The sequence below is a fragment of the Neobacillus sp. SM06 genome (assembly GCF_050496765.1).
Lineage (GTDB): Bacteria > Bacillota > Bacilli > Bacillales > Cytobacillaceae > JAEVLT01.
On record NZ_JBNWEO010000018.1, the window covers coordinates 1 to 25,669 of the forward strand.

26 protein-coding genes and 1 pseudogene are annotated in these 25,669 nt (G+C 41.1%); 21 read left to right on the plus strand and 6 right to left on the minus strand.

Features of this window, described 5'->3' with window-relative positions:
- Positions 1 to 367: 367 nt before the first annotated feature.
- A protein-coding gene (locus ACQYAD_RS15095) for an IS3 family transposase (protein WP_430234555.1) occupies positions 368 to 1,517 on the minus strand; the annotation gives its coding sequence in 2 pieces (ribosomal slippage) (positions 368 to 1,244 and positions 1,243 to 1,517; 1,152 coding nt in all).
- Between the two features lie 50 nt (positions 1,518 to 1,567).
- On the opposite strand from ACQYAD_RS15095, the pseudogene ACQYAD_RS15100 reads away from it, so the two are divergent.
- Positions 1,568 to 1,981: pseudogene (locus tag ACQYAD_RS15100) on the plus strand (diguanylate cyclase); the annotation flags it as partial.
- Positions 1,982 to 2,235: 254 nt separating this feature from the next.
- Here the strand turns inward: ACQYAD_RS15100 and ACQYAD_RS15105 are convergent.
- Positions 2,236 to 2,718 (minus strand): GAF domain-containing protein, encoded by a 483-nt coding sequence (locus ACQYAD_RS15105; protein ID WP_430239414.1) that lies wholly within the window; start codon positions 2,716 to 2,718, stop codon positions 2,236 to 2,238.
- 168 nt (positions 2,719 to 2,886) lie between these two features.
- Here ACQYAD_RS15105 and refZ point away from each other — a divergent pair, with 168 nt between their 5' ends.
- The 6 genes from refZ to mbcS all read left to right on the plus strand — a co-directional run bounded on the left by refZ (position 2,887) and on the right by mbcS (position 10,026).
- A complete protein-coding gene (refZ, locus tag ACQYAD_RS15110; RefSeq protein WP_430239417.1) occupies positions 2,887 to 3,501 on the plus strand; it encodes a forespore capture DNA-binding protein RefZ in 615 nt (204 codons plus the stop codon).
- A 283-nt stretch (positions 3,502 to 3,784) separates the two neighbouring features.
- Complete coding sequence (gene ezrA / locus ACQYAD_RS15115) at positions 3,785 to 5,473, plus strand: septation ring formation regulator EzrA (RefSeq protein WP_430239419.1); 1,689 nt, start codon at positions 3,785 to 3,787, stop codon at positions 5,471 to 5,473.
- A 163-nt stretch (positions 5,474 to 5,636) separates the two neighbouring features.
- The gene (locus tag ACQYAD_RS15120) at positions 5,637 to 6,773 is read left to right on the plus strand and encodes a cysteine desulfurase family protein (RefSeq protein WP_430239421.1); all 1,137 of its coding nucleotides are present in this window, start codon (positions 5,637 to 5,639) and stop codon (positions 6,771 to 6,773) included.
- Between the two features lie 5 nt (positions 6,774 to 6,778).
- Positions 6,779 to 7,993 carry a tRNA uracil 4-sulfurtransferase ThiI gene (gene thiI / locus ACQYAD_RS15125; protein WP_430239992.1) on the plus strand — a complete coding sequence of 405 codons (1,215 nt, stop codon included), beginning with the start codon at positions 6,779 to 6,781 and terminating at the stop codon, positions 7,991 to 7,993.
- A 112-nt stretch (positions 7,994 to 8,105) separates the two neighbouring features.
- On the plus strand, positions 8,106 to 8,312 hold the full coding sequence (locus ACQYAD_RS15130) for a small, acid-soluble spore protein, alpha/beta type (protein ID WP_430239424.1): 207 nt from the start codon (positions 8,106 to 8,108) through the stop codon (positions 8,310 to 8,312).
- Positions 8,313 to 8,448: 136 nt separating this feature from the next.
- On the plus strand, positions 8,449 to 10,026 hold the full coding sequence (mbcS, locus tag ACQYAD_RS15135) for an acyl-CoA synthetase MbcS (RefSeq protein WP_430239426.1): 1,578 nt from the start codon (positions 8,449 to 8,451) through the stop codon (positions 10,024 to 10,026).
- Between the two features lie 222 nt (positions 10,027 to 10,248).
- Here mbcS and ACQYAD_RS15140 read toward each other — a convergent pair whose 3' ends face one another.
- Positions 10,249 to 11,049, minus strand: coding sequence for an NAD kinase (locus tag ACQYAD_RS15140; protein ID WP_430239429.1), 801 nt, complete (start codon positions 11,047 to 11,049; stop codon positions 10,249 to 10,251).
- A gap of 161 nt (positions 11,050 to 11,210) precedes the next feature.
- Between ACQYAD_RS15140 and sppA the strand changes: the two genes are divergently transcribed.
- The 7 genes from sppA to ACQYAD_RS15175 all read left to right on the plus strand — a co-directional run bounded on the left by sppA (position 11,211) and on the right by ACQYAD_RS15175 (position 17,710).
- Positions 11,211 to 12,221 carry a signal peptide peptidase SppA gene (sppA, locus tag ACQYAD_RS15145; RefSeq protein ID WP_430239430.1) on the plus strand — a complete coding sequence of 337 codons (1,011 nt, stop codon included), beginning with the start codon at positions 11,211 to 11,213 and terminating at the stop codon, positions 12,219 to 12,221.
- 12 nt (positions 12,222 to 12,233) lie between these two features.
- Complete coding sequence (locus ACQYAD_RS15150) at positions 12,234 to 12,749, plus strand: RDD family protein (protein WP_430239432.1); 516 nt, start codon at positions 12,234 to 12,236, stop codon at positions 12,747 to 12,749.
- A gap of 215 nt (positions 12,750 to 12,964) precedes the next feature.
- Entirely contained in the window at positions 12,965 to 14,164 is a 1,200-nt protein-coding gene (locus ACQYAD_RS15155; protein ID WP_430239434.1) for an ornithine--oxo-acid transaminase, read from the plus strand.
- Between the two features lie 84 nt (positions 14,165 to 14,248).
- On the plus strand, positions 14,249 to 14,947 hold the full coding sequence (locus ACQYAD_RS15160) for a DUF2953 domain-containing protein (protein WP_430239436.1): 699 nt from the start codon (positions 14,249 to 14,251) through the stop codon (positions 14,945 to 14,947).
- A gap of 18 nt (positions 14,948 to 14,965) precedes the next feature.
- The gene (gene ytfJ / locus ACQYAD_RS15165; RefSeq protein ID WP_430239438.1) at positions 14,966 to 15,433 is read left to right on the plus strand and encodes a GerW family sporulation protein; all 468 of its coding nucleotides are present in this window, start codon (positions 14,966 to 14,968) and stop codon (positions 15,431 to 15,433) included.
- A gap of 134 nt (positions 15,434 to 15,567) precedes the next feature.
- A complete protein-coding gene (tpx, locus tag ACQYAD_RS15170; RefSeq protein WP_430239439.1) occupies positions 15,568 to 16,068 on the plus strand; it encodes a thiol peroxidase in 501 nt (166 codons plus the stop codon).
- Between the two features lie 265 nt (positions 16,069 to 16,333).
- The gene (locus ACQYAD_RS15175; protein WP_430239441.1) at positions 16,334 to 17,710 is read left to right on the plus strand and encodes a MurT ligase domain-containing protein; all 1,377 of its coding nucleotides are present in this window, start codon (positions 16,334 to 16,336) and stop codon (positions 17,708 to 17,710) included.
- A 154-nt stretch (positions 17,711 to 17,864) separates the two neighbouring features.
- Here ACQYAD_RS15175 and ACQYAD_RS15180 read toward each other — a convergent pair whose 3' ends face one another.
- Positions 17,865 to 18,614: a type 1 glutamine amidotransferase gene (locus tag ACQYAD_RS15180; RefSeq protein ID WP_430239443.1), complete on the minus strand. Its 750-nt coding sequence runs from the start codon at positions 18,612 to 18,614 to the stop codon at positions 17,865 to 17,867.
- A gap of 234 nt (positions 18,615 to 18,848) precedes the next feature.
- Here ACQYAD_RS15180 and ACQYAD_RS15185 point away from each other — a divergent pair, with 234 nt between their 5' ends.
- The 4 genes from ACQYAD_RS15185 to ACQYAD_RS15200 all read left to right on the plus strand — a co-directional run bounded on the left by ACQYAD_RS15185 (position 18,849) and on the right by ACQYAD_RS15200 (position 22,728).
- Positions 18,849 to 19,835, plus strand: coding sequence for a class I SAM-dependent methyltransferase (locus tag ACQYAD_RS15185; protein WP_430239444.1), 987 nt, complete (start codon positions 18,849 to 18,851; stop codon positions 19,833 to 19,835).
- A gap of 237 nt (positions 19,836 to 20,072) precedes the next feature.
- Positions 20,073 to 21,266, plus strand: a complete 1,194-nt coding sequence (locus ACQYAD_RS15190) for an acetate kinase (protein ID WP_430239446.1) — start codon at positions 20,073 to 20,075, stop codon at positions 21,264 to 21,266.
- Between the two features lie 111 nt (positions 21,267 to 21,377).
- Positions 21,378 to 22,235 (plus strand): EcsC family protein, encoded by an 858-nt coding sequence (locus ACQYAD_RS15195; protein WP_430239447.1) that lies wholly within the window; start codon positions 21,378 to 21,380, stop codon positions 22,233 to 22,235.
- The gene (locus tag ACQYAD_RS15200; RefSeq protein ID WP_430239448.1) at positions 22,216 to 22,728 is read left to right on the plus strand and encodes a MogA/MoaB family molybdenum cofactor biosynthesis protein; all 513 of its coding nucleotides are present in this window, start codon (positions 22,216 to 22,218) and stop codon (positions 22,726 to 22,728) included. Before ACQYAD_RS15195 ends, ACQYAD_RS15200 begins: the two co-directional genes overlap by 20 nt.
- 45 nt (positions 22,729 to 22,773) lie before the next feature.
- Here the strand turns inward: ACQYAD_RS15200 and ACQYAD_RS15205 are convergent, their stop codons facing one another.
- Entirely contained in the window at positions 22,774 to 23,088 is a 315-nt protein-coding gene (locus ACQYAD_RS15205; protein WP_430239450.1) for a hypothetical protein, read from the minus strand.
- 215 nt (positions 23,089 to 23,303) lie between these two features.
- A complete protein-coding gene (locus ACQYAD_RS15210; protein ID WP_430239451.1) occupies positions 23,304 to 23,756 on the minus strand; it encodes a universal stress protein in 453 nt (150 codons plus the stop codon).
- Positions 23,757 to 23,862: 106 nt separating this feature from the next.
- Here ACQYAD_RS15210 and ACQYAD_RS15215 point away from each other — a divergent pair, with 106 nt between their 5' ends.
- From ACQYAD_RS15215 to ald, 3 genes are all read left to right on the plus strand, one after another.
- Entirely contained in the window at positions 23,863 to 24,015 is a 153-nt protein-coding gene (locus ACQYAD_RS15215; protein ID WP_430239453.1) for a hypothetical protein, read from the plus strand.
- Between the two features lie 143 nt (positions 24,016 to 24,158).
- Positions 24,159 to 24,395: a hypothetical protein gene (locus tag ACQYAD_RS15220; protein ID WP_430239454.1), complete on the plus strand. Its 237-nt coding sequence runs from the start codon at positions 24,159 to 24,161 to the stop codon at positions 24,393 to 24,395.
- A gap of 143 nt (positions 24,396 to 24,538) precedes the next feature.
- Positions 24,539 to 25,657: an alanine dehydrogenase gene (ald, locus tag ACQYAD_RS15225; protein WP_430239455.1), complete on the plus strand. Its 1,119-nt coding sequence runs from the start codon at positions 24,539 to 24,541 to the stop codon at positions 25,655 to 25,657.
- Positions 25,658 to 25,669: the final 12 nt, after the last annotated feature.

The following is a 25,669-nucleotide window of genomic DNA, read 5'->3' on the forward strand; positions in this document are numbered from 1 at the left end:
GTGCTACAAGAAGTCAAGACAGTTTTTTTGAAAAATTAAGGTGTATACAAGATTAATTACTTAGATATTTCTATAATACAAAGGTCTTGATCTCCTCTTCCTGTATGGAAATTGAGGGGAATAGCGCCAATTAGACATTGTCCACAGGTGGAGGACATAGTATAAGCGAAGGCGTGGGAGAAATGGTTTCCTCCTACACCCAAGATCACCCCAAAGCGCTGAAATGTTGGTAAAATTTCATCCTCTTCATAAAAGATTGGTTCGTTAGAACGAATCTTTTATGAAGAGGGCAGCAAGCGAAGCGCGGTAGGATTTTTTAAGTTTAGATATAAATATAAGACAACTTTCTTGACGAACACCGCTACTGTTATTCACATGTGGATAACAGTACAACATCCCGGTTATACACAGCAGCTGGTGTATGGTTATCCAATGACTGGTGTGGTAAGTAGTGGTTGTGTAGATGGATATAGCGTTCCACACCTTGCCTCGTTTCTCGCGGGCTAGTATAGTCGTTGATATAAATCTCATTGTACTTCAGGCTACGCCAGAACCGTTCTATAACGATGTTGTCCTTTGCACGGCCTTTGCCATCCATGCTGATGCGGATTTCGTTCTCCTTTAGCAAATCTGTGTACTGTGGGCTGGTAAAGTGGCTCCCTTGATCACTGTTAATAATGGCGGGTTTGCGTTTGGCTAGCGCCCTTCTCATAGTCTCTAATACGAACCCGATTTCAAGGCTTTGATCCAATTGCCAATCCACAATGAAGCGAGAATACCAATCCATGATGGCGTAGAGGTACATCCAGCCTTGCTTCATCCGGATATACGTGATATCCACACTCCAAACCTGGTCGGGCTGAGTAATGTTTAGCCCTCGAAGTAGGTAGGGGTAGATCCGGTGCTGGAGATCCCGTTTGCTAAGGTTCGGACCGGGATAGATAGCCATAATACCCATCTCTCGCATGTACTTTCTTACTGTATTTTCGTGAATAAGATCCCCTTCTCGATTCATAATGGCAGCTATCTTTCGATAGCCCAGAAAAGAATGCTTTGTGTATAGCTCATCAATCCGGTGCTTGAGGCGAATTTCCTCCGGAGAGGGAGGGACCGGCTTATAGTAAAGACTGGTGCGGTTTAGATTAAGTAAATCCGCTTGTACGAGGATGGAGTGTTCGGAGCAATCCCATTCTATGAGATCAATACGCTCTTCACGAGTAAAGTTAGAGGCCAGATTTTTTTTTAAGCCACGACAATTGGGTGGTTAACTTACCAACCTCGGCGTAGAGTTCATTGATTTGTTGTTCATATTCTTTTTTCATTTTGGTGATACCTTTACGATCATCAACAAACAGCTGTGAGAGGTTTTGTACCACCTCGGATTTCCACCGGTTGAGGACATTGGTATGGATCCCATGCTCAGAAGCGAGCTGTGAAACTGACTTTTCTTCCTTTAGGATTTCCAGTACAATTTGCGCTTTTTCTTCTGGGTTAAACTTTCTTCGAGTGGTTGACATACAACTAAGAAACTCCTTTTTTATTGTCTAGTTTATATGTAGCATTATAAGACGAACAAGGAACATTTATTCTGATTGATATTGATAATTTTAAAACGATAAATGACACACATGGCCACCAGATTGGCGATGAAGTTCTAATTCAAGTAGCCAATCTCATTAAATCGAATATTCGGGAGAGCGATGTTGGTGCCCGGTGGGGCGGAGAAGAGCTGGCCATTTATTTGCCAAAGGTTCCTTTAGCTTCAGGAGTGGAAATTGCCAAAAGGCTTGTTGAAAAAGTGGCTGAATTGTCCAATCCGCATGTGACCGTTTCCTGCGGTGTGTCCTATTGGACGAAAGAAAAAATCGATACCGCAAAGTTTTTGTTCAAACGAGCAGATGAAGCGCTATACGTTGCAAAACGGACAGGAAAAAACAAAGTTGTTACCCAAGAAGAACAATCCTTGGAAGCCCATGTATAACAGCATTAAGAAGTATAAGATGGTAAAAAAAGGCACTCGCAAATTGCAAGTGCCTTTTTATAATATCACCAGAATTTATAGGTTGACCCTTTTTTACATTTCCAGAAAATTATGACATAGAGTCTATTCTTAAATGAATCTTTTTTAAATCCGTAACATGAAAAGTATATATGCAAGGAATTTATTCCATAAGTAGGGTGTTTCGTGGTTGACTGTTTGATCTCCGCTCCAGGCGGTTTTTGCCCGGTTGCTTTCTAAAGATGCTGAACCAGCAGTTCGACAAATTCCTCTAATTTTTCTTGATCCACCTCATCGAAACGGTTTTTTTCTGGTGCGTCGATGTCTAATACACCAAGCAATTCTCCGTTTTTGATCATGGGGATGACGATTTCGGACTGTGATGCAGCGTCACAGGCAATATGGCCGGGAAACTGATTGACATCTTCCACCCGAATCGTTGTTTTTGTTGCCGCAGCTGTTCCGCATACTCCTTTTCCGAAGGGAATTCGGATGCAGGCAGGAAGCCCTTGAAAAGGTCCTAAAACAAGTTCCTCGTTCGTATCGGTTAAATAAAATCCAACCCAATTGATCCGATCAAGAAATTGATTTAATAACGCAGAGGCATTGCTTAAATTGGCGATTTGATTTGTTTCATCATGCACAAGTGCCTGCAATTGTTTTTTTACAAGATCATAATTTTCCACGCGCGTTCCGCGATATCCTTCGATATTAAACATATATTTTCACCTTATTCTTTGAAGTTTCACTTTTTCTTTCATTTTAGCAAAAAATCGTGAATTTAGGGAGACTTTGTCGACAAGATCTTGGAGGAATCTGAAAGAAAGGCGAGAAATGTTTAAAGGACGCAGAAAAAAAGGTAAATGACTTTTTTCGGAGGGAGCAATATGAAAAAAAATTCGAAAGATGCGATCGTCCAGGCGGCCATTTCTTTATTTCAGACAAGTGGATATTCCGGAACGTCCATTCGGGATATTGCCAAAAAAGCAAAAGTAAACCCTGCTAATATTTCTTATTATTTCCATAGCAAACAAGGATTGCTTGAATATTGCTTCACATCGTTTTTTGAACAATATCTTGCCATTATCGAAGAAGCGCATTTGCAACTGCAAGAGGGAGCCGTTAAGTGTTTAAAGCAAATTTCCAAAGGCATTCTTCATTATTTCAGCAAAAATAGTTCATTGGCGAGCTTTGTTTTAAGGGAAATGTCAATGGATTCCCAAGTCGCAAGGGAAATCATGTCCACTTATTATGCAAAGGAAAAGTTTTTTTTGCAGGAGGTTTTTGAAGTTGGAATGGAGCGAAAGGAATTTCATTTGCAATCGGTTTCGTATGCAGTTATTCAGCTGAAGGCCTTATGGGTAATGCCGTTTATCAATGCGCCGTATTTGCGAGAGGTTTTCTATTTATTTCCAAATGAGTATTTTTTTGCTGAAAAGTATACTGAGGAAATTGATCAGTGGATTGACAAAACTTTGTGCTGCAAAGAGGTTGTCGTTTAGCGCTGGCAAGCTAAAAACGAATAAAAAACGGTCCTCTCATTCTTCAAATCAGAATGATATTCCACGAAATTGATGCTCCACATAGTTATTTTTTTCCGGCCAACGTATTTTTTTGAAAATCCCGTTTTTTTTTTGTTCTTTTATGCAAAAAAATTGAAATTAATAGTCAAAAAATGTCGTTTACATGGTATCATTAAAGCATTGAAATTGAACGAATCATTTTTGCATACATAAACGTTGAGCGGCATTCAAATGAATTGGTGTTTGAACAGGGGGATTACGCGTGAAGTACATCATTGGATTTATCATTCTTCTGCTAGTTATCATTGTGACAGGTTATTTTATAAAGAAAAAGTATTATCGGGAAATGGATCGGTTGGAAGCATGGAAAATTGACTTAATCAATCGCCCTGTACTTGACGAAATGTCGAAAGTGAAGCAGCTCAATATGACGGGCCAAACAGAAGAACTGTTTGAACGATGGCGCAGTGAGTGGGATGATATTGTGACGGTTCGCCTGCCAGACCTGGAGGAATTGCTATTTGATGCGGAAGAGCATATTGACCGCTACCGGTTTCGCAAAGCCAAAGAAGTTCAGTATCTTATCTCGAAAAATTTGCAAGAAACAGAGGATCAGATTAAACGAATTCTTAATGAGCTAAATGAACTAGTCGGCAGTGAAGAAAAAAATCGGGTTGAAATCGAACAATTGAGAGAAACGTATCGGGAAGCAAAGAAAGAGCTGCTGGCACATCGATATACGTTCGGAAAAGCTGAAAAGCAGCTTGAAAGCCAATTAAATGATGTCATTGAAAAAATTCAGGAGTTTGATGATAAAACCGAGAATGGAAACTACTTGCAGGCAAGGGAAACGGTTCTGTCAATCAAAAGTCAACTGGAGCTGATTCAATCCGAAATGGAGCAGATCCCTGACCTCTTACATGAATTTCAAACGGCACTCCCCTCTCAATTAACTGATGTTCGGGATGGTTTCCGCGAAATGGAACAGCAAGGCTACTATTTAGAGCATATCGAAGTGGAAAAAGAGCTTAGCGAGCTTGAGAAACTAATTGCCGTATGTTTGAACGATGTGGAGCAAATTGAGGTCGACAAGGCTGCGGAAGGACTGAAGGATATAAAAGCAAGAATTGATGTGCTTTTTGACTTGCTTGAAAAGGAAGTACACGCCAAGCACTACATCATTCAGAACGAAAAAGAAACAGAACAATTGCTTCTCGATCTTAAAGAAGGAAACAGTCAGCTGAACGATGAAGTAAACGAAGTCGGCCAAAGTTATCATTTAACGGATGAATTTTTCCAATCCAGAAGGAAAATCGAAAAAGAACTCCATGCCGCATACAAGCGGTTTGAACATTTGGCGGCAGAGCTTGAAGACAACGATACGGCACAAACCGTTCTAAAAGAAGAACTGGCGGAAATTAAGGAGCAGCTTGATGCAGTGCGCAATGATCAGGAAGCGTTTTTTACCAAACTGCACGCGTTACGGAAAGATGAAATGGAAGCAAGAGAGAAGATTCAGGAATTGAGGAAAAAAATTGCCGAAGCGATCCGACTTGTATCAAAAAGCAATATTCCCGGGCTGCCTGATGATTATGTATTTCTTTTTGAAGAAAGCAAAGAAAGTATTGAAAATGTGAAAAAACAGCTGGAAGAGAAACCGCTCAATATTTCAGCGATTAACCAATTTTTAGAGATTGCCGTCTTGACAGTTGAAAAACTTGTCGCCACGACGACGGAATTAATTGACAATGCCTTTCTTGCTGAAAAAGTGATCCAATATGGCAACCGCTACCGCGGCAAATATTCCTCTGTTTCAAAAGGATTGGAGGAAGCAGAGGAGCTATTTCGCAGCTATGACTACCACAAGGCTTTAGAACAGGCAGCAGCGACGATTGAAGCAGTTGATTCCGAAGCATTAAGAAAAATCGAAGCACTGTTTTCAAAAGATTAGCCAGAAAAACCGATTCCGCTTTTACCGGATCGGTTTTTGTTTGCCTAAAGGAATGGTAAAATAACAATGGCATTTTGTTTGTGTGGGTGAATAGTTAAAAATTTACCGAGCCTTGGTTTATAACTCCAAGAAGAAATTCGTTTAGATAAGAGAGGATCGTCTCATGATTTATTTCGATAACAGTGCGACAACGAAACCTTATCGGGAGGTTCTTGAGTCGTTTTTAACCGTTTCAAGTGAATATTTTGGCAATCCGTCTTCGCTGCATGGGATTGGAGCTCAGGCGGAAAACTTGCTTACCCAAGCAAGAACGCAAATAGCCGATTTATTGAATGCTAAAGCATCGGAGATCTTTTTTACTTCCGGAGGTACAGAAAGCAACAACATGGCGATCAAAGGTGTCGCAATGAGACACCGAAACAGAGGCAGGCATTTGATTACAACCGCCATTGAGCATCCTTCTGTTGCGAGGGCAATGGAGCAGCTGGAGCAGCTTGGGTTTGAAATTACCTATTTGCCTGTTAACCGACAAGGAATGGTAATGGTGAGTGAGGTAGAAAAGGCGATTCGGCAGGACACCATTCTTGTATCCGTCATGCATGTGAACAATGAAGTCGGAACCATCCAGCCGATTAACGAAATTGGCGCACTGTTAAAGAACTACCCGAAAGTGCTGTTTCATGTGGATGCCGTTCAAAGTATCGGAAAAGTGCCGCTTCATCTGCATGAGTGGGGTGTCGATCTTTGTTCCTTCTCTGCCCATAAGTTTCACGGTTTAAAAGGAACCGGCTTGCTGTTTATCCGCGAGGGGGTGCAGCTTGATCCGCTATTAGCGGGCGGTAACCAGGAATGGAAAAGGCGGAGCGGGACAGAAAACGTAGCTGGTGCAGTGTCAACCGCCAAAGCTCTAAGGATGCTGCTGGAAAAAGGAAAAACCGGTACCTTAATGATGAAAAGAATTCAAAGCTTGTTAACGGATGGGCTTTATGAAATAGATGGCGTACAGGTTCAAACCTCGCCAAGCATCGCAGCGCCGCATATTGTTAATTTTACAATTGACAGTATTAAGGCGGAAACGTTTATTCATATGTTGGAAAAAGACAATATTTATGCTTCTACAACAAGTGCATGCTCATCCAGAAAACAATCGCCGAGTAAAACCCTTTTGGCAATGGGTGTATCCGAACAAGAGGCACTGCGGTCAGTTCGGCTGAGCCTGTCCTTTGACAATACAGAAGAGGAAGCACGGTTTGTGCTCAAGGCGATTAAAAAAGCCATTTGGCAGTTAAGAAAGGAATGACAGGAATGCTTTACGATCATATTTTAATTCGATACGGGGAAATTTCAACAAAGGGGAGAAATCGCAAACAATTTATCGATAAGCTTCGCGACAGCATTAAAGCTGCACTAAGCGCTTATCCCAAAATTAAAATACAGGCTGAAAGAGATCGAATGTTTATTCAATTAAATGGGGAAAATAGCGAAGAAATGATTGTAATTTTACGCAAAATATTCGGAATTCAATCTTTTAGTCGGGTTATAAAAGTCGAAAAAGACATTGAAAAAATGAAAATGGCTGCTTTGGACTTAGCAAAGCAGTTTTATCATGACGGACAAACATTTAAAATCACCGGCAAACGTGCTGATAAAACATTTGATTTAAGTACTGATGAGATCAATCATGAGTTTGGCGGGCATTTATTAGCGAACATTCCCGGTTTGCGTGTAGATGTAAGAAATCCGGATATCAATGTGCAGATTGAAGTTCGGAAAGAAGCGGCTTATTTATCGTGTGAGACGATTGCCGGAGCTGGAGGATTGCCTGCTGGTTCCAGCGGAAAAGCTATGCTGATGCTATCCGGCGGAATCGACAGTCCCGTTGCCGGCTATTTATCCATGAGGCGCGGTGTCGAACTCGAAGCGGTTCATTTTTTCAGCCCCCCCTATACAAGTGAACGGGCGAAGCAAAAGGTGATAGACCTCGCCGAAAAATTGGCGGAAATTTCCGGATGGATCAAGCTTCATATTGTTCCCTTCACAGAAATCCAGGAAGAGATCCGAAGACAAGTTCCGCAAAATTATTCGATGACAACCACGCGGAGGCTTATGCTGAAGATTACCGATGAAATACGGAAAAAAAATGAAGGCCTAGCGATCATCACAGGTGAAAGCCTTGGGCAAGTGGCAAGCCAAACATTGGAGAGCATGTTTACGATTAATGAAGTGACGAATACACCGGTTTTAAGGCCGTTAATCTCAATGGATAAAACGGATATTATAAAAATTTCCCAGCAGATTGGCACTCTCGACATTTCGATTCGGCCGTACGAGGACTGTTGCACAATCTTTGTTCCCGCCTCTCCCAAGACAAAACCACGAAGGGAAAAAGCGCAGTTTTTCGAAAGCTTTGTTGATTTTGATCAGCTTGTTGCTAAAGCCGTTGAGGAGACGGAAATTTTAATGATCAAGCCGGGAAGTAACGCCCCGTCATCGTCATCGCCATGGAAGGATCTATTCTAAAAATTGGGTTTACTGCCAGCATTCCAAGATTTTGTGAACAATTACCAACATCTATATCGAATGAAGCCATGTGATTCTACACATTCTATACTCACAAGGAGGTGAAAATCACATGGCAAACAACAGTAATTCAAATCAATTGTTAGTTCCTGGCGTACAGCAAGCACTTGATCAAATGAAATATGAGATCGCTACTGAGTTTGGTGTACAACTTGGTGCTGAAACCACTTCTCGTGCAAACGGATCTGTTGGTGGTGAAATTACAAAGCGCCTAGTTCAAATGGCTGAACAGCAAATGGGCGGAGGATTTTCCCGCTAAAAAGTGAATACAATGGCTACAAGAGAGTGGGACAAGTTCCCCTCTCTTTTTATTTTCTAACTATTATTTTCATTTTTCTAAAGATTTTGTATAATTAACTTTAGGTGTTGGACAATTCTATGTTAGGGGGAGAGGTATGAAGAGGGAAGATTTAATTGCTCCTGAAAAATACAATTTGGTTTCCGAAGTAGAACGGTTTGCGGATGATCCGGAACGGATTGCACTGATGTGGGAGAATGAAGCCGGACAAAAAAGACAACTAACGTACAACGAATTGGTCAAGCAGGTGAATCAGATTGGCAATGTTTTAAAAAGTCATGGGCTTGCAAAGGGGGATGTTGTTCTCGTCATGATCCCGAGGCTGATCGAGGCCTATACTGTTTATTTGGCAGCGCTAAAACTTGGTATTGTCGTGATTCCAAGCTCTGAAATGCTGAGGGAAAAAGATCTCCAGTATCGAATTTCCCACGGGGATGTAAAGGGGGTTGTCAGTTATTACGAATATGCCTCTCAATTCGAGCATATTACTGGCTCGGTTGTTAAATTTGCGCTTGGCGGCAGCCATCCAGGCTGGCTAGATCTTGATGAGGAGCGGAAGAAAGCATCGAAGGAACTTGCTTTTGGAGATACGCTTCGGGATGACATGGCCTTCTTATCTTATACCTCTGGGACAACAGGAAACCCAAAAGGGGTTGTTCATACACATGGATGGGCTTATGCACATCTGAAAACAGCAGCGAAAAACTGGTTGTGCATTGAAGACGGTGACACCGTTTGGGCAACGGCGGGACCTGGCTGGCAAAAATGGATTTGGAGTCCCTTTTTATCGGTGTTAGGTTCTGGGGCAACGGGTCTTGTCTATCATGGAAGATTCGAACCGGAGAAATACCTGCAAATCCTTGAAAAATATGATGTGAATGTCTTGTGCTGTACGCCAACGGAATACCGTTTAATGGCGAAGGTCGATCACTTGCAGGAGTATAAGCTGCCAAATCTGCATAGTGCCGTATCAGCAGGTGAACCGCTCAACCGCGAAGTCATTGACACGTTTCGGAAATATTTTAACGTAGATGTTCGGGACGGATATGGACAAACAGAAAATACATTGCTTGTTGGTGTGACAAAAGAGATGGAACTAAAACCGGGTTCAATGGGGAAACCGACGCCAGGGAACCGGGTGGAAATTCTAAATGAAGAAGGCGAAATTTGCGGCGTTGGTGAAGTTGGGGATATTGCTGTGCATGTTGAATCACCGGCATTATTTAAAAATTATTACAAGGATCCTGAAAGGACGGCCATGCAGTTTCGCGGGAATTATTATATTACCGGAGATAAAGCGAAAAGGGATGAGGATGGCTATTTTTGGTTTGAGGGTCGTGGTGATGATATTATTATCAGCTCAGGCTATACTATCGGCCCGTTTGAAGTGGAAGATGCTCTTGTGAAGCATCCTTTCGTAAAAGAGTGTGCAGTTGTTGCAAGCCCGGACGAAATCCGTGGAAATATAGTCAAGGCTTTTGTTGTTTTAAAGGATGGAATTGATGCAAGTGAACCGAACTTAATCAGCAATCTTCAGGAACATGTGAAAGCGCTGACAGCACCTTATAAATACCCAAGAAAAATTGAATTTTTAAAAGAACTTCCAAAAACCACATCAGGAAAAATCCGCAGAATTGAACTTCGCCAAAAAGAAATACAGCAATTTAAAGCATAATGTGGCATTCAAACAAAAGCAGGCGCTTTTTTGCGCCTGCTTTTGTTTGGCCTCTGACGTAGATTATAAGCGGAAAGTAAGTTCCTGCAGTGAACGGTGGTTAGGGACTTACCTAATGCCCAATTCACAGGATTACCAGGTCAAAACGGTCATTAGGGGTTTTCCTAATATTTCTATTTAATCAGCCAAATCAAAAAGGACCAGGCTTTTGCCCGGTTTTTCTTACAAAAATGTTCTTTTCACTTTTTCCCAAAACGAATTGTCTTTAAGTTTCAAGGTTTTTATTTTTTGCTCACTTAATTTGATTTGAATTTTTTCAACATGGCGGATGCTTAATGCTTCATTGTCCATTCCCATTGTTGGGTGGTCGTTGCCTTCAGAAACAACTTTCAATGTCAGTGTCCGTTCTTGGCCGAGAATAAATGATGAACCAAGCGTACGGTAGCGGTTATTGTTAATTGAAGCCAATTCGCTTACTTGCATGCACGAAAGAAGCGGATCGACAACGGCTCCATTGACAGATTTATTATAGGCAGTGCTTCCGGTAGGAGTAGCAACAATCATGCCATCGCCGCGGAAGGTTTCAAAATGTAGCTGATCAATGAAAACATCAATAACCAAGGTTTTAATAATCGCTGAATGGAGACTGAATTCATTTAAACAACGGAAGGTTCCTTGCCCATCAATCGTTACTTCAATCACTGGATAACGCCTGACTTCCACCAGCTCATTTGCCATCGCCTCAATCATTTTCGAACGATCTTCAATTTGAAAATCACAATACATACCAAGCCGGCCAAACGTTGAAATGCCTGCATACAAGCAGTCATCGCGGAACCCAGTTTTTCGGACAGCCTGCAGAAAAGTCCCATCACCGCCGATGCTGGCGATAATATTGGCTTTGCGGAAATCTTCCACGATTGTAAAATCATATCTTCTCGCCAAATCATATAGCGGTGCAACCTGTGATAAGGAAGCAGGGTCTTTTTTATGGTAAAGAAACAAATTGCGGCGTTGATCCATTAGCCATTCCTCCGTTTAAAAATACAATAAGTTTTTTTACTATTTCTCATTTCTGTTTGGTAAAATAACAAGAAGTAACCGATTTCATCTTAACATTTTTTTGAAACGAAATGAAACAATGTCCGTATAAAAAGAGACATTTGAAAAAGGGGGCATTCGTATTGTCGGGAAAGCGCTGGGCAGCGTTGGGAATTGCTGCTGCTTTGTTTGTTGTGTCTATTGTGATCAATTTTTTATCCTCATTTGCGTATAAGGGTGTCAAGACCGATTTTACCGATTTACTTGCTGCAAGTGACCAGCCGTTTACAGAGGAAGTCGTAAAAGATGGAAGTGAATTGAAGAAAATTGCGATTCTTGATGTGAATGGGGTTATCCAGGATTCGGGTGATGCCCAATCCTTGTTGCAAAGCTCGGGTTATGATCACCAATTGTTCTTGAAAAAGCTGGATTATGTAATGAAAGACGATGCGGTGAAAGGGGTGATCATCCGCGTCAATTCTCCTGGCGGTGGAGTAGTGGAAAGCGCGGAGATCCACGATAAGATTTTACAAGTTGAACAAAAGGCCAAAAAACCTGTCTATGTTTCAATGGGGTCGATGGCGGCATCGGGCGGTTATTATATTTCCACAGCTGCCAACAAAATCTATGCCAGTCCAGAGACGTTAACGGGTTCACTTGGGGTGATTATGGAAAGCATCAATTACTCAGATCTTGCTAAAAAATACGGCGTTGACTTTGTCACAATTAAAAGCGGCCAGTTTAAAGACATTATGAGCCCAACGAGAAAAATGACGCCGGAGGAACAGCAAATTCTGCAAACTATGGTGAACAATTCCTATGAGGGGTTTGTCAAAGTCATCTCCGAAGGACGTCATATCCCGGTGGAACAGGTCAAGAAGATTGCCGATGGTCGCGTTTACGATGGTCGTCAAGCAAAGGACCTAAATTTAATTGACGGTTTCGGCTATCTTGATGAGGTGATTGCCAAAATGAAAAAGGCGGAAAAATTGACTGGCGCCAAAGTGGTCCGCTATACAGATCATTTGGGAATCGGCTCCTTATTAAGTTTTCAGGCACAAAAAATAATTGGGAATAACGTGGAAATGGCTGGGTTTATGAAAATTTTAACGAAACCCAATTCACCCCGCTTGATGTATTTGTATGCCGAATAGGAGGGGATGAAAATGGACATTCAAGAAAACCAGGAAAACAATTGGAAGTTGGAAGAACCAGACGATAGCAGCCAGCCATTGCCGTCAAAAGCAGATGTCCGTCCTTCATTTCGCTATGCGGGATTTTGGATGCGCTTTTGGGCATACCTCCTCGATTTGGTGGTTGTCGGGAGCCTGAACCGCTTGCTGGTTAAACCAGTCTTCCGTTTGCTTGACATTCCACTCGTTGATTTTAATTTCTTTGCGCCAATATCGATTGTTACCGCGATCGTTTATTATCTTTACTTTGTCCTGATGACCAAATTTTTCGGTCAGACGCTTGGAAAAATGGTTTTTGGATTAAAAGTAATCAATTTAAAAAACACCCGATTAACATGGGGAACGGTGTTATTCCGTGAATGGATCGGCCGGTTCATTTCTTCGGCTATCATTGTGGGATATCTGATTTCGGCTTTTCTGCCGAAAAAGCAGGGGCTGCATGATCTATTTGCAGATACGACCGTCGTTCACTCCGAGTACCCAGGATAAACAACACATCTTAGAAATGCTTAGGAGGTGTTGTTAGGGGGGGGCGGGAATTTATAAAATTTTTTAAAAACCAGCATCATCCCAAATTTCAGCTTGGTTTTGAAAAGGTTTTACTTGGTTTAATGCTTGCATATAAAAATAGTAAATAAACAAAACAGGATGGGGCGCGGTATTTCCCACGCTTTGCGCAACATTTGAAAGGGGAGAAGAAATTGATGACAACGAAAAGTTCATCAAGTGAAGTGATTGAAAAAACAGAAAAGTTCGGAGCCCATAACTATCATCCATTGCCAATCGTTATTGCAAAAGCAGAGGGGGTATGGGTTGAAGATCCGGAGGGATTCCGTTATATGGATATGCTGAGTTCATATTCGGCATTGAATCAAGGACACCGTCATCCAAAAATCATTCAGGCATTAAAGGATCAAGCTGATAAGGTAACGCTGACATCACGCGCATTTCACAACGATAAACTTGGAATATGGTATGAAAAGGTTTGTCAATTAACGAACAAAAATATGATACTCCCAATGAATACAGGGGCAGAGGCCGTTGAAACGGCTATAAAAGCTGTACGCCGTTGGGGCTATGAGGTAAAAGGAATTCCAGAAAATCAGGCAGAATTGATTGCTTGCACCGGTAACTTCCATGGCCGGACGATAGGCGCCGTGTCACTATCATCCGAGGCGGAGTACAAACGGGGGTTTGGCCCGTTGGTACCAGGTATGAAATTAGTCCGATACGGTGATATTGAGGAATTAAAAGCAGCGATCACACCGAAAACAGCGGCCTTTATCATTGAACCGATCCAAGGAGAAGCAGGAATTGTGATCCCACCTGAAGGCTATTTAAAAGCGGCGTTTGAAATGTGCAAAGAAAACAATGTATTGTTTGTTGCCGATGAAATTCAATCCGGTTTGGCCCGTACGGGGAAAATGTTTGCCTGCGATTGGGAGAATGTTATTCCAGATGTATATATTTTAGGAAAAGCACTGGGCGGCGGTGTATTGCCGATTTCGTGTGTTGCAGCCAATTCCGACATTCTTGGTGTTTTTAACCCGGGTTCCCATGGATCTACCTTTGGTGGCAATCCGCTTGCCTGTGCTGTTTCGATTGCGGCAATAGAAGTGATTGAAGATGAAAAACTGGTTGAAAGATCGCTGGAATTGGGTACCTATTTTCTTGAACAGCTAAAGACGATTGAAAATCCGGTCATCAAAGAAATAAGAGGGAAAGGTTTATTTATTGGTGTAGAATTAACTGAGTTGGCAAGACCGTACTGTGAACGGTTAAAAGATGAAGGATTATTGTGTAAAGAAACACATGATCTCGTTATTCGTTTTGCGCCGCCGCTGATCATTGAAAAAGAAGAAATTGACTGGGCTGTTGAGCGGATTAAAAAGGTTTTATCCTAAAAATAGTCTGATTAAAACGAAGTATAAACCTAATCATTAGGTTTATTTTTTTTTATTCTGCCGATACTAGTAGGCTGAAAGGTTGTGAACGGATTGAAATGGCTGGTCTTTGCAGTGATCATTGGCTTGTTTTTGCTGATCCTCGTCCTTTTTACAAAGTTAACAATCTATATTAACTATTATCATCGAAACGATAATGATGATTTGAAAATTGAATTTCGGGCTTTGTTTGGATTATTTAAGTACAAAAAAGACATTCCGCTCATTAAAGTGGATGATGATTCACCAAGTATCATTTTAAAGGGAAAAACGAAAATGGGACCGCAAGAAAGTGAATCGGATCTGCAAGTAAATAAAATAACGCCGAGCAAAGTTATTTCCAGTTTAAAAAATTTCCGGGAAATCCTTGAGCATGTTATTCAATTTAATGTGGTACTACGAAAATTTTTAAGAAAAGTAACCATTCAACAGTTTCATTGGTCAACGGTTGTCGGTGTCGGAGATGCGGCACTTACCGGGATGCTGACAGGCGGATTGTGGGCGGTAAAAGGAAGTATAGTAGGCTTATTGAGCCGCTATTTTCGATTGAAAGAAAAGCCTGAAATCAAGATTCTGCCGCAATTTCAACAAATGATCATACAGACAGAGCTTTCATGTATGTTTCAATTCCGGATTGGGCATGCTATAATAGCAGGATTAAAATTAGTTAAATTTTGGAAGTGCGGACTCCCTCATCTTGAAAAGAATACTGTTTTATCAGATGAAAAGACGAAGTCCGTGTAAAAGAGGAGGAAAACTTCGATGTCTGACCACCCAATCCAAGGATTGATGACCACAGCAATGGAAAGTTTAAAAGAAATGATTGATGTCAATACGATTATTGGAGATCCAGTGGAAACGCCTGATGGCAGTGTGATTTTAACGGTCTCAAAAGTAGGTTTTGGTTTTGCTGCAGGAGGAAGCGAATTTAAACTGGATCAATCACAATCTTCCTCGGGCAACCAAGGGCAGGGGAGCAGCAGCCAATCACACCCGTTTGGCGGCGGAAGCGGCGGCGGTGTTTCAATTACGCCTATCGCTTTTTTAATTGTCAATTCTCATGGTGTGAAAATGCTCCATCTCGATGAAAGCACTCATTTGTATGAAAAAATTCTTGAGGTTGCACCGCAGGCAGTTGATAAAATCCAGCAGATGTTTTCCAAAAAGGATGAGAATAATCAGCCAACCGCCCAGCCGGTACAGCAGAAACAGCAAGATTTAGAATTTTAAATTCGGACAAAGTTAGTCTTCGGGCTTCACGAGGATTAACTTTTTTTCATCATTTATTTTAAGAGAAAATCTTTGCAAAAAAGATTCTGAAAAGTTATAGTAGCAATGTACATATTACAAAGGAGGGTGTTGAAATGGCAAACGTTACGTTTAAGGGGAATCCTGTTACACTACTTGGAAGCGAAGTAAAGGTAGGGGACAAAGCACCGAATTTTACTGTGCTTGCAAATGATTTATCAGAGGTTACACTTGATGACACAAAGGGACAAGTTCGTTTAATCAGTGTAGTGCCTTCGCTTGATACAGGTGTTTGTGATGCTCAAACACGCCGTTTTAATGAAGAAGCGAATCAATTGGGCAATGTGAAAATTTTAACGATCAGTGTGGACTTGCCATTTGCGCAAAAGCGCTGGTGCGGGGCAAATGGAATTGAAAATGTGCAAACATTATCAGACCATAGAGATCTTTCGTTTGGAGAAGCATACGGAGTAGCGATTCAGGAGTTAAGACTATTAACACGCGCTGTTTTCGTTGTCGATTCAACTGACACTGTCACATATGTGGAGTATGTCCCAGAAGCAACCAATCATCCAAACTATGAAGCAGCGATTGAAGCTGCTAAAAGTGCAAAATAATCTTAAATGTGTACCCCTTTAGAGAATTATTCTAAAGGGGTTTTTTGCCTATCTAGATTCTATTCGCAAAATCCGAACGCCTCCCGTTATTAACCATCTGTATTGATGTCCTGGCCTGCGAGTTTTGATTTGAATAAATAATCAGTTGTTTTTGAAAACTAGAATAGTGATTATTAAAAATTTCAAATGAAAATTTAATTGTCCGGTTCTTGCTAATTGGTTTTTGAAGTTTAAAATGAAATCGAGAACCAATGGAGGACTAAAAATGAGAACACAATTTGCCATTTGGGCGGGGAAAATAGCCGGGAAAATAAGTAAAATGATTGGTTTTGGGGGCAGTACCATACCTGGAGTTATTGCAAGGATTGTCGATGGAGCCTTTTTACGCCATTTACGGAGAAATGCGAAAACCATTATCTATATTACGGGGACAAATGGAAAAACAACAACGACTAATTTGATTGCCAAAATACTCGAAACTTCAGGTAAAACAGTAATTGCCAATCGTGAGGGGGCAAATATGGTGACAGGAATTTCTGCAACGATCGTTCGTAATGCCCCTCTTCTAGGGGTATCGTTGCATGATGTTGCAGTAATTGAAGTTGATGAAGCCAGCTTACCCCGAGCGTTGTCAGAATGTCAGCCAGATTATTTAATTGTAACGAATTTTTTTCGCGATCAGCTGGATCGATATGGGGAAATTGATATGTTAATTCAAAAAATGATCACAAGCCTTCAATCAACAAAGGTTAAATTGATTTTAAATGCCGATGATCCATTTGTACACAGGTTTGCTGCGTTGCCAATTGAGAAATTGTATATTGGAATGAGCGAAAATGCATGTCAGTTTCCATCCTATAAAATGGGGGAATCTAAATTTTGTCCAAATTGCATGAATGAGCTTTCTTATCGCTATGTCCATTTTGGACAGCTTGGTCACTACGAATGCAGTTGTGGATTTTCTCGCCCTCATCCTGATTTCTCTGCAGAAAAGGTCTATCAAAATGACAAAGGAATCCATTTGCTAAGTGATCGGGAATATTATCAAACTACCTTGAAGGGATTGTATAACGCCTATAATGTGTTATTTGCGATTAGCATCTGCAAGACTCTTGGAGTAGAGTCAAATGTAATCCGAACAGGATTGTTAACCTATCAATTACTGGCTGGAAGAATGCAGGAATTTATTATCGATCATGTTAGCTGGAAGCTTAATCTCGTCAAGAACCCTGCAGGTGGTAACTTAACACTTGCTGAATTTATGCGTACAAAGGAAGAAAAACAATTGATTTTTTGTTTAAATGATCTTTTGGCGGATGGCGAAGACATTTCATGGATATGGGATATCGATATGGAAATGGCAAATCAGGAGGAAGTAAAATTTTTCATAGCCAGCGGAAAGAGAGCCCACGATGCAGCACTTCGAATGAAATACTCTGGTATTCCGACGGAAAAGATTGTCATTATTCCTGATTTAAAGGAAGCAGTCTTAGAGGCAAGACGAAATGGCCTGCCAACAAATATTATGGCTACCTATACATGCCTTTCACCGATTGGCGCTCTTTTACGGGGAGAAACAGGGAAGGAAAAAGTTTATCGGCGTTTCCATTTTTGGGGTTTAACATTAAGAAATAGAGGTTAATGTGAATTACCCCCATATTTTCGAAAAAAAATATATCCCATAAACTAAGACACGAATAGGCAAAATCAAATTCTTCTCCCTATTCGTGTCTTTTTATCTATTTATAGTCAATTTAAAAGCGAAAATGATTGGAATTACCCCGAAAGTATATTTTTTAAGCTTCATTCTTATATTTTGTTCGCTTTTTGTTTAAAAATCGATTCCAAGTGGATTGATTCGCTTCATTTTCTAATTTATCATAAAGAGGCTCAAGTGTTTTGCCAGTTTTCCTTTCAAGAGCCTTTCCAATTAAATAGTCGGCGATTTTCGGGTTTTTTGATAAAACGGGGCCATGGAGATAGGTTCCAATAAGGTTGTTATAGTGTAAACCTTCCTCACCGCTTTGACCGTTATTCCCATAGCCGTTAATCACTTTTCCTAAAGTAGGGAGCCCGTGGTAAGTTTTTCCCCCGTGATTTTCAAAGCCGATAATATGACCAAAAGGTTTTGAATCCACGAGGAGATTTGACATGAACCTGTCTTCCCCGGATTTTGTATAGAATGGTAGTATCCCCATTCCTTTTAATTTTTCTCCATTTTTCATTTCATAATATTCACCTAAAAACTGATAACCGCCACAGATGGTTAACCCGGAGACCCCATCTTCAATCCAAGCCTTGATTTCACTCACAATTGATTCCAGCCTAGCAGTAGCAATGGATTGTTCTCTATCGCTGCCGCCGCCAATCATAAATAGATCACAGCCATCCCGATCCACATCTGCAGGATCATTGATTTCTTTCACTTCCAGAGTAATGCCTCTCCACTCACATCTCTTTTTCAGACAAATAATATTTCCTCTGTCTCCATATAAATTTAATGTATGTGGGAAAAAGTGGTACAAGGTTAACTTCACGATTTCCATCCTCTTTCTTGTTAAATGATGTGAATTAAAACCAGTGGAGAAATTTGTCGTAATATACGCTCTAACATATTTTATCATCATTCTTATTCGTCGGTACATTTTAATGGAATAAGTTTTTTCTCATGCCTTTGTCATTTTACTTAATCGTATTTTAATCTGCTTTAAACCTTAAACTTGTGAATAAGAAGCAAACTCGCTAAAATGTAGAGAGAATGTCAGGAGGCATAAAAAGAAATGCAGATATCACAAGTTGAACAACTGTTTGCTTTATTTAATGAAACCGCAATTATTTTACAAGAAGAGTTTTCGTGTACTTATCTGGAAGCACTTGTTGAAACGGGTGAGAACCTCTTTCAGCAAATGGTTCTTCAAGATGAGTTAAGTGAATTAACGAGTAAAAGATTAAAAAATCGCTATCAACAAATTGATCTCAATCAATTTTCAAAAGAGGATATTCGGAAAGCCTATCAACTTGTTATATTAAAAGGCATGAAGGAAGCCGTACAGCCGAATCATCAAATGACTCCAGATACTGTAGGAATGTTAATCAGCTATTTAGTTGCTACCATAATAAACAAACAAGTATTCACCGTACTGGATCCGGCAGTTGGTACTGGAAACTTACTAACAACAGTGTTAAATCATCAACCACAGAAAAATATTGAATCATTTGCTGTGGATGTTGATGATTTGCTGCTTAAATTAGCCTATATAAATGCCAATTTGCAACAGCATCCGATCCAATTTTTTAATCAGGATAGCCTTGAACCCTTATTTATTGATCCGGTTGATGTGGTAATCAGTGATTTGCCTGTAGGCTACTATCCGAATGACGTTCGGGCAGCAGCTTACCAATTGGCGGCAAAAGAAGGGCATTCGTATGCGCATCATTTGTTCATTGAGCAAAGTGTCCGCCATACAAAGCCCGGCGGATATTTATTTTTTATTATCCCTAACGGATTGTTTGAAAGCGAACAGGCAGGACAGCTGCACGAGTACATAAAAGAAAATGTCTTTGTTCAAGGTGTGTTGCAGCTACCGTTTAGTATGTTCAAAAATAAACAATCGGCCAAATCCATTTTTATTTTGCAAAAAAAAGCAGAGGGAATTCAACCGCCAAAAGAAGCGATGCTGGTGAAACTTCCAAGCTTGTCGAATGCAAGGGAAATGGATGCGGTCTTAAGAAAAATCAATCAATGGGTTAAAGAAAATAAGCGATAACTTAAGCCGGTGCAAACGTGCATCGGCGCGTTTTCTTTATTAATTATCATAATTATGTGAATAGATGAACATTTTTCAGAAAGCGGTTTAATCAAAACTACTCCTTGAAATGTGGTACATACAATGATTAAATGAGGAATTGGAAGAAATATTCGTGATTGGTTTGTACAGAATAAGGTTGTACTAATCAACTTTTGTTTATCATTGATGTTGTTATATAAAAGGAGCGGTAGCAAAATGTCCAAAATTATTGCCATTAATGCCGGCAGTTCTTCTTTAAAGTTTCAATTATTCGAGATGCCGAATGAAGAAGTGATTACAAAAGGAATTATTGAAAGGATCGGCTTAAACGACTCGATTTTTACGATTACCGTAAATGGAGAGAAAATAAAAGAAGTTACTGACATACCAAACCATGCAGTCGCGGTCAAAATGCTGCTTGACAAATTGACAAATCTGGGAATTATTCAATCGCTTAATGAAATTGAAGGTATCGGTCATCGCGTTGTCCATGGAGGTGAAGCATTTGGTGATTCTGCCTTGATTACCGATGAAGTTTTAGCAGAAATTGAATCATTATCCGAATTGGCGCCATTGCACAATCCAGCCAACGTAACGGGAATTAAAGCATTCCAACAGGTGCTGCCAACTGTTCCAGCCGTTGCAGTTTTTGATACGGCCTTCCACCAAACAATGCCTGAAAGTTCATTCCTATACAGTCTGCCATATGAATACTACGAGAAATACGGCATTCGTAAATATGGTTTTCACGGGACTTCCCATAAATATGTGTCTGAACGTGCGGCTGAACTTCTTGGCCGTCCAATTGAACAATTGCGCTTGATCTCCTGCCATCTTGGAAATGGCGCAAGCATTGCCGCCATTGAAGGCGGTAAATCCATTGATACGTCCATGGGCTTCACGCCGCTTGCCGGTGTAACGATGGGAACGCGCTCCGGCAATATTGACCCAGCACTCATTCCGTTTATTATGGAAAAAACGGGAAAGACAGCTGAAGAAGTGCTGGATGTATTAAATAAAAAGAGTGGTTTGTTAGGTGTATCCGGATTTTCAAGCGATTTACGCGATATTGTTGTACAAGCAAACCAGGGAAATGAACGGGCACAGCTGGCATTGGAAGTATTTGCTAACCGCATCCATAAATACATTGGTTCGTATGCATCTCGCATGTGTGGGGTTGACGCGATCATTTTTACAGCCGGAATTGGTGAAAACAGTGATGTGATCCGTGCAAGTGTTCTGAAAGGATTGGAGTTTATGGGCGTGTATTGGGATCCATCATTGAATAAAGTGAACGGACAAGAAGCGTTTATCAACTATCCACATTCACCTGTGAAAGTTATTATTATTCCGACAAACGAGGAAGTCATGATTGCCCGTGATGTCGTCCGCCTTGCACATATACAATAATCGATTCATCTTAGGCAAAAGTCTTTTTCACGGCTTTTGCCTTTTTTTATGAATTCTTTTTCGTATGCTATACTGAAGAAAAACAGTTTTTTTGATCGGGAGGGATGAGAGATGGCGCTGACCAAGCTGGAGGAAAGATTGCTGCGTGAGATCCATGAATGGGAAAATCAGCTGGCTCGTTATGAACCAAACGATTTCCAGCTCACTTTTGAAAAATATTTTGAGCAGTCTTTTTCTATGCTGCCTGACGAAATTCAACAGCAATTTTTTTCCGCGATTGATAACTGGCTGTTTCACCTGCATGCAATGATTCAAGGATCCCAACTTCAGGCAAACGAAAAAGAACGGATTCTCTCAGCAGCCCAAGTCTTTAATCCTTCGATTGAAACGATCAAAGATTTGAAAACATTGGAACTGAATCAATTGCAGTATATTGCCCAGCAGCAAATCGCCAGGCATCGTTTTTATTCGTTTGCCCAAGGGGGATTATCCGGTTCGGGCAGCAGCGCATTGCTAGGAATGGATATTCCGGCAATGGCCGTCATTAATTTGCGGGCAATTCAGCTGATTGCCATGAGCTTTGGATTTGAACCCAATACCCCTTACGAAATGATGACTTCTCTGAAAATATTTCATGCAGCAACCGTTCCGAAACGAATGCAGCATGCTGCTTGGAAAGAAATAATAGCCGATTTCCATGTTGGACCAGAGCCTTATTTTTATGAAGGAAGTGAAGCGATCATCGAAGCTGCCTGGATGGAACAGCCGCTTCAACAAATGCTGAAAGCAATGGTGATCTATTTGTTTCGCCAAAAGACGGTTCAGGGGATACCGATGCTGAGTATCGCAATCGGCGCGGGAATGAATTATCGATTTACCAAAAAAACAACAACCTTTGCCCATCATTATTATTTATTGCGTTTTATGCAAGAGAAAGAGGAGAGTTTTGATGAGTACTCAAGAACATAAACAGCAAGCACCGAAAACCGTTCGCTGCAAAATTATTACCGTTAGTGATACAAGGAATAAAGAAACAGATAAAAGCGGTAAGCTGATGATAGAACTTCTCGAGCAAGCGGGTCATCAAGTTGTCGATTATGTGATCGTCAAAGATGAAGAGGCGCCGATTCGGGAAGAAATTGAAAAAGGCTGCAGCCGGGAAGATGTGGAGGTGGTTTTAACAAATGGCGGGACAGGAATTGCCAAGCGGGATGTAACCATTGAAACAGTCAAACAACTGCTTGAAAAAGAAATCGTTGGGTTTGGGGAGCTGTTCCGGATGCTCAGTTATCAAGAAGATATCGGTTCGGCAGCCATTTTATCACGGGCGATTGCCGGTGTGATCAACAATAGGGCCATTTTTTCAACTCCAGGCTCATCCGGTGCCGTAAAGCTTGCGATGAACAAGCTGATCCTCCCTGAAATGGGTCATGTTGTCCGTGAGTTGAAAAAGGATTTGTAATCGCCTATCCTTTTTTAAATCGAATAGTCCCTCATTGTTGAGGGACTATTGGTGAACTTTCGGCGAAATGGTTTGATCGGCTCTATACCAAATCCACAGATCATTGATGATCGAAGCAAGTTCTGAAATTTCACTGTTCAGTTGGCATGATCGTAAGAAACTGCCTTCATTGGAAAGTTCGGCTTGCTTTTGGTTGATGAACTTTTCCAGATCGGCAATGCGGTCCGGAATGGAACCGCGAATTTTTTCCCATTGAAGCAATACAGCTTGCTGTGTTTCTAAGGAGTAGTCTTCCCAGTCGGATTTTAAGTTCGGAAGCGAAATTCCAAGTCGTTGATCAAAAGAAAAATGTTCTTCCATATTGAACCTCCGTTTTTTGGCTAATTTATATCCATAAATTCTGAACGCGTAAATTCAACTACGCCTCTGTCTTCGTCCAAAGGACTCGCCAGTCGGCGAGTTTTCATTTATTCTTACTACTTATTCTACTACAGCTTTTTACCGTTTTTCATGAATCTTTTGCCTTTTAGAAAAAAAGCACTCGATAAAATCGAGTGCTGCTTATTTTGTATCACCTATTCTTCTTCTTTTTCGGTTCGAACGACGAGGACATCACACGGGGCATACCTGGTAATATGTTCGGAAACACTCCCGATAAAAAATCGTTCGACTGCATTCAAACCGGTTGCACCGCAAATGATTAAATCAACTTGGTTCTTTTTCGCAATTTCTTTCGGTATTTTTACTTTAGGAGAGCCAAATTCAATGACATACTGCACTTGTGAAAGGCCTGCTGCTTTTGCGAGTTTTTGATAATTTTCAAGCAGTTCGGTCGCAAACTGATCGGCTCTTTCCGCAATGGTTCGATCATACGCCTCAACCGTTGCAAATGTTCGTGTATCAATGATGTGGGCTAATAACAGTTTTGCGTTGTTCCGTTTGGCAATTTCAATGGCTTTTTTAAAAGCCCACTCCGCTTCCGTCGATCCATCGATGGCTACCAATATATTTTGGTATTTATTCCCCATATCAACCGCCTCCTTTTCTAAATTATACCATATTAAAATTGAATATGTGTTTCAATTTATCGAACAATAATGGGGTACCCACTATTCAAAAAGGAGCCGTATAGCCATGAAAGAAAATGAATTTAAAAGCCAAAATGTGTTTGAATTTGATGAACAGGGAGCCGTTGAAGTGAATCGGCAAATAATGGATTCGTATAACAGCGGATTTATTGATCAAAAAGAGCAGGTCGTCAGCGGTGAATCTGATCAAATGAGGTGAGGTTGACCATTATTCGTTTTAGTTGGCTTGTATCATCGTGTATAGGACGGCCGAAAAAAATGTTGGAGGCATGATATTCACCCAAGAGTCCGTTTTTTTCCTGCATATCCTTTAAGTGTATAAAGAAATGAGGAGGAAAATGGATGAACACATATGCGCATTTGATGCCTGGAAATGGTTTTCAAAGGGAACCTGGATATTATAATCCAATGGATTCAAGGATTGGACCATGGGGATTTGGTCGGCCATGGGGATATGGCTTTGGCGGTCCATTCTTCGGCGGCTTTTTGGGCGGCTTAACGGCTGGAGCTTTACTAGGACCATATGGCGGCTTTGGATATGGATATCCATTCTTTGGCGGCTACCCATTTTTCTATTAAAAGAAATGATACAAAAGCTTTGCCCGTTATCGGCAAAGCTTTTTAAGTAAATTCAAATAGAAAAATTAACAGGGACAATTGCAAAGGTGCTATAGTTAGAATAGCTTTTTGTTTTGGCAGTGAAAAGAGGAGGAGGTATTTTCATGCGAATTGGGGTACCGAAAGAAATCAAAAACAATGAAAATCGGGTGGCTATGACGCCCGCTGGGGTTGTCAATTTGCTAAAATTCGGCCACGAGGTATGGATTGAAAAGGGTGCCGGTTTAGGGTCTGGGTTTACCGATGCAGACTATATTGCAGCGGGAGCACAAATGGTGGGTACTGCTAAAGAAGCTTGGTCGATGGACATGGTCATGAAAGTAAAAGAGCCCCTTCCAACTGAATACTCATACTTTCGTGAAGGACTGATTTTGTTTACATATTTGCATCTCGCCGCAGAAACTGAACTAACAAAAGCACTAATCGATCGCAAAGTTACCGGGATTGCCTACGAAACCGTACAGCTTCCAAACAGGTCCCTTCCATTGCTTACGCCGATGAGTGAAGTGGCTGGGCGGATGGCACCGCAAGTAGGGGCTCAGTTTTTGGAAAAAGTAAATGGTGGAAAAGGCATCCTTTTGTCTGGGGTTCCAGGTGTGCAAAGAGGAAAAGTGACGATTATTGGCGGTGGTGTTGCTGGAACAAACGCGGCAAAGATGGCGATCGGGCTTGGTGCAAAAGTTACGATCATCGATTTAAACCCAGAGCGTTTGCGCCAATTGGATGATATTTTTGGATCGGACGTAACAACGCTTATTTCCAATCCTTATACTATTGCTGAAGCGGTCAAAGAATCTGACTTGGTCATTGGTGCTGTATTAATTCCGGGAGCAAAAGCGCCAAAGCTTGTGACAGAGGAAATGATTCAATCAATGAATCCAGGCAGCGTTGTTGTGGATATCGCAATCGACCAGGGAGGCATCTTTGAAACAACCGATCGGATGACAACCCATGATCATCCAACATATGAAAAGCATGGGGTAGTCCACTATGCAGTTGCGAATATGCCGGGAGCTGTGCCGCGAACGTCTACGATCGCACTGACAAATGTCACAGTTCCGTATGCACTTGAAATTGCCAATAAAGGATATCGTCGGGCTTGCCTTGAAAATGAAGCGCTACTGAAAGGAATCAACACCCTTAATGGTTTTGTGGCGTATAAAGCGGTAGCGGAAGCCCATGGGCTTGGATATGCCAATGCAAGCACCCTTCTAACAAACTAAATGGAAACTCGC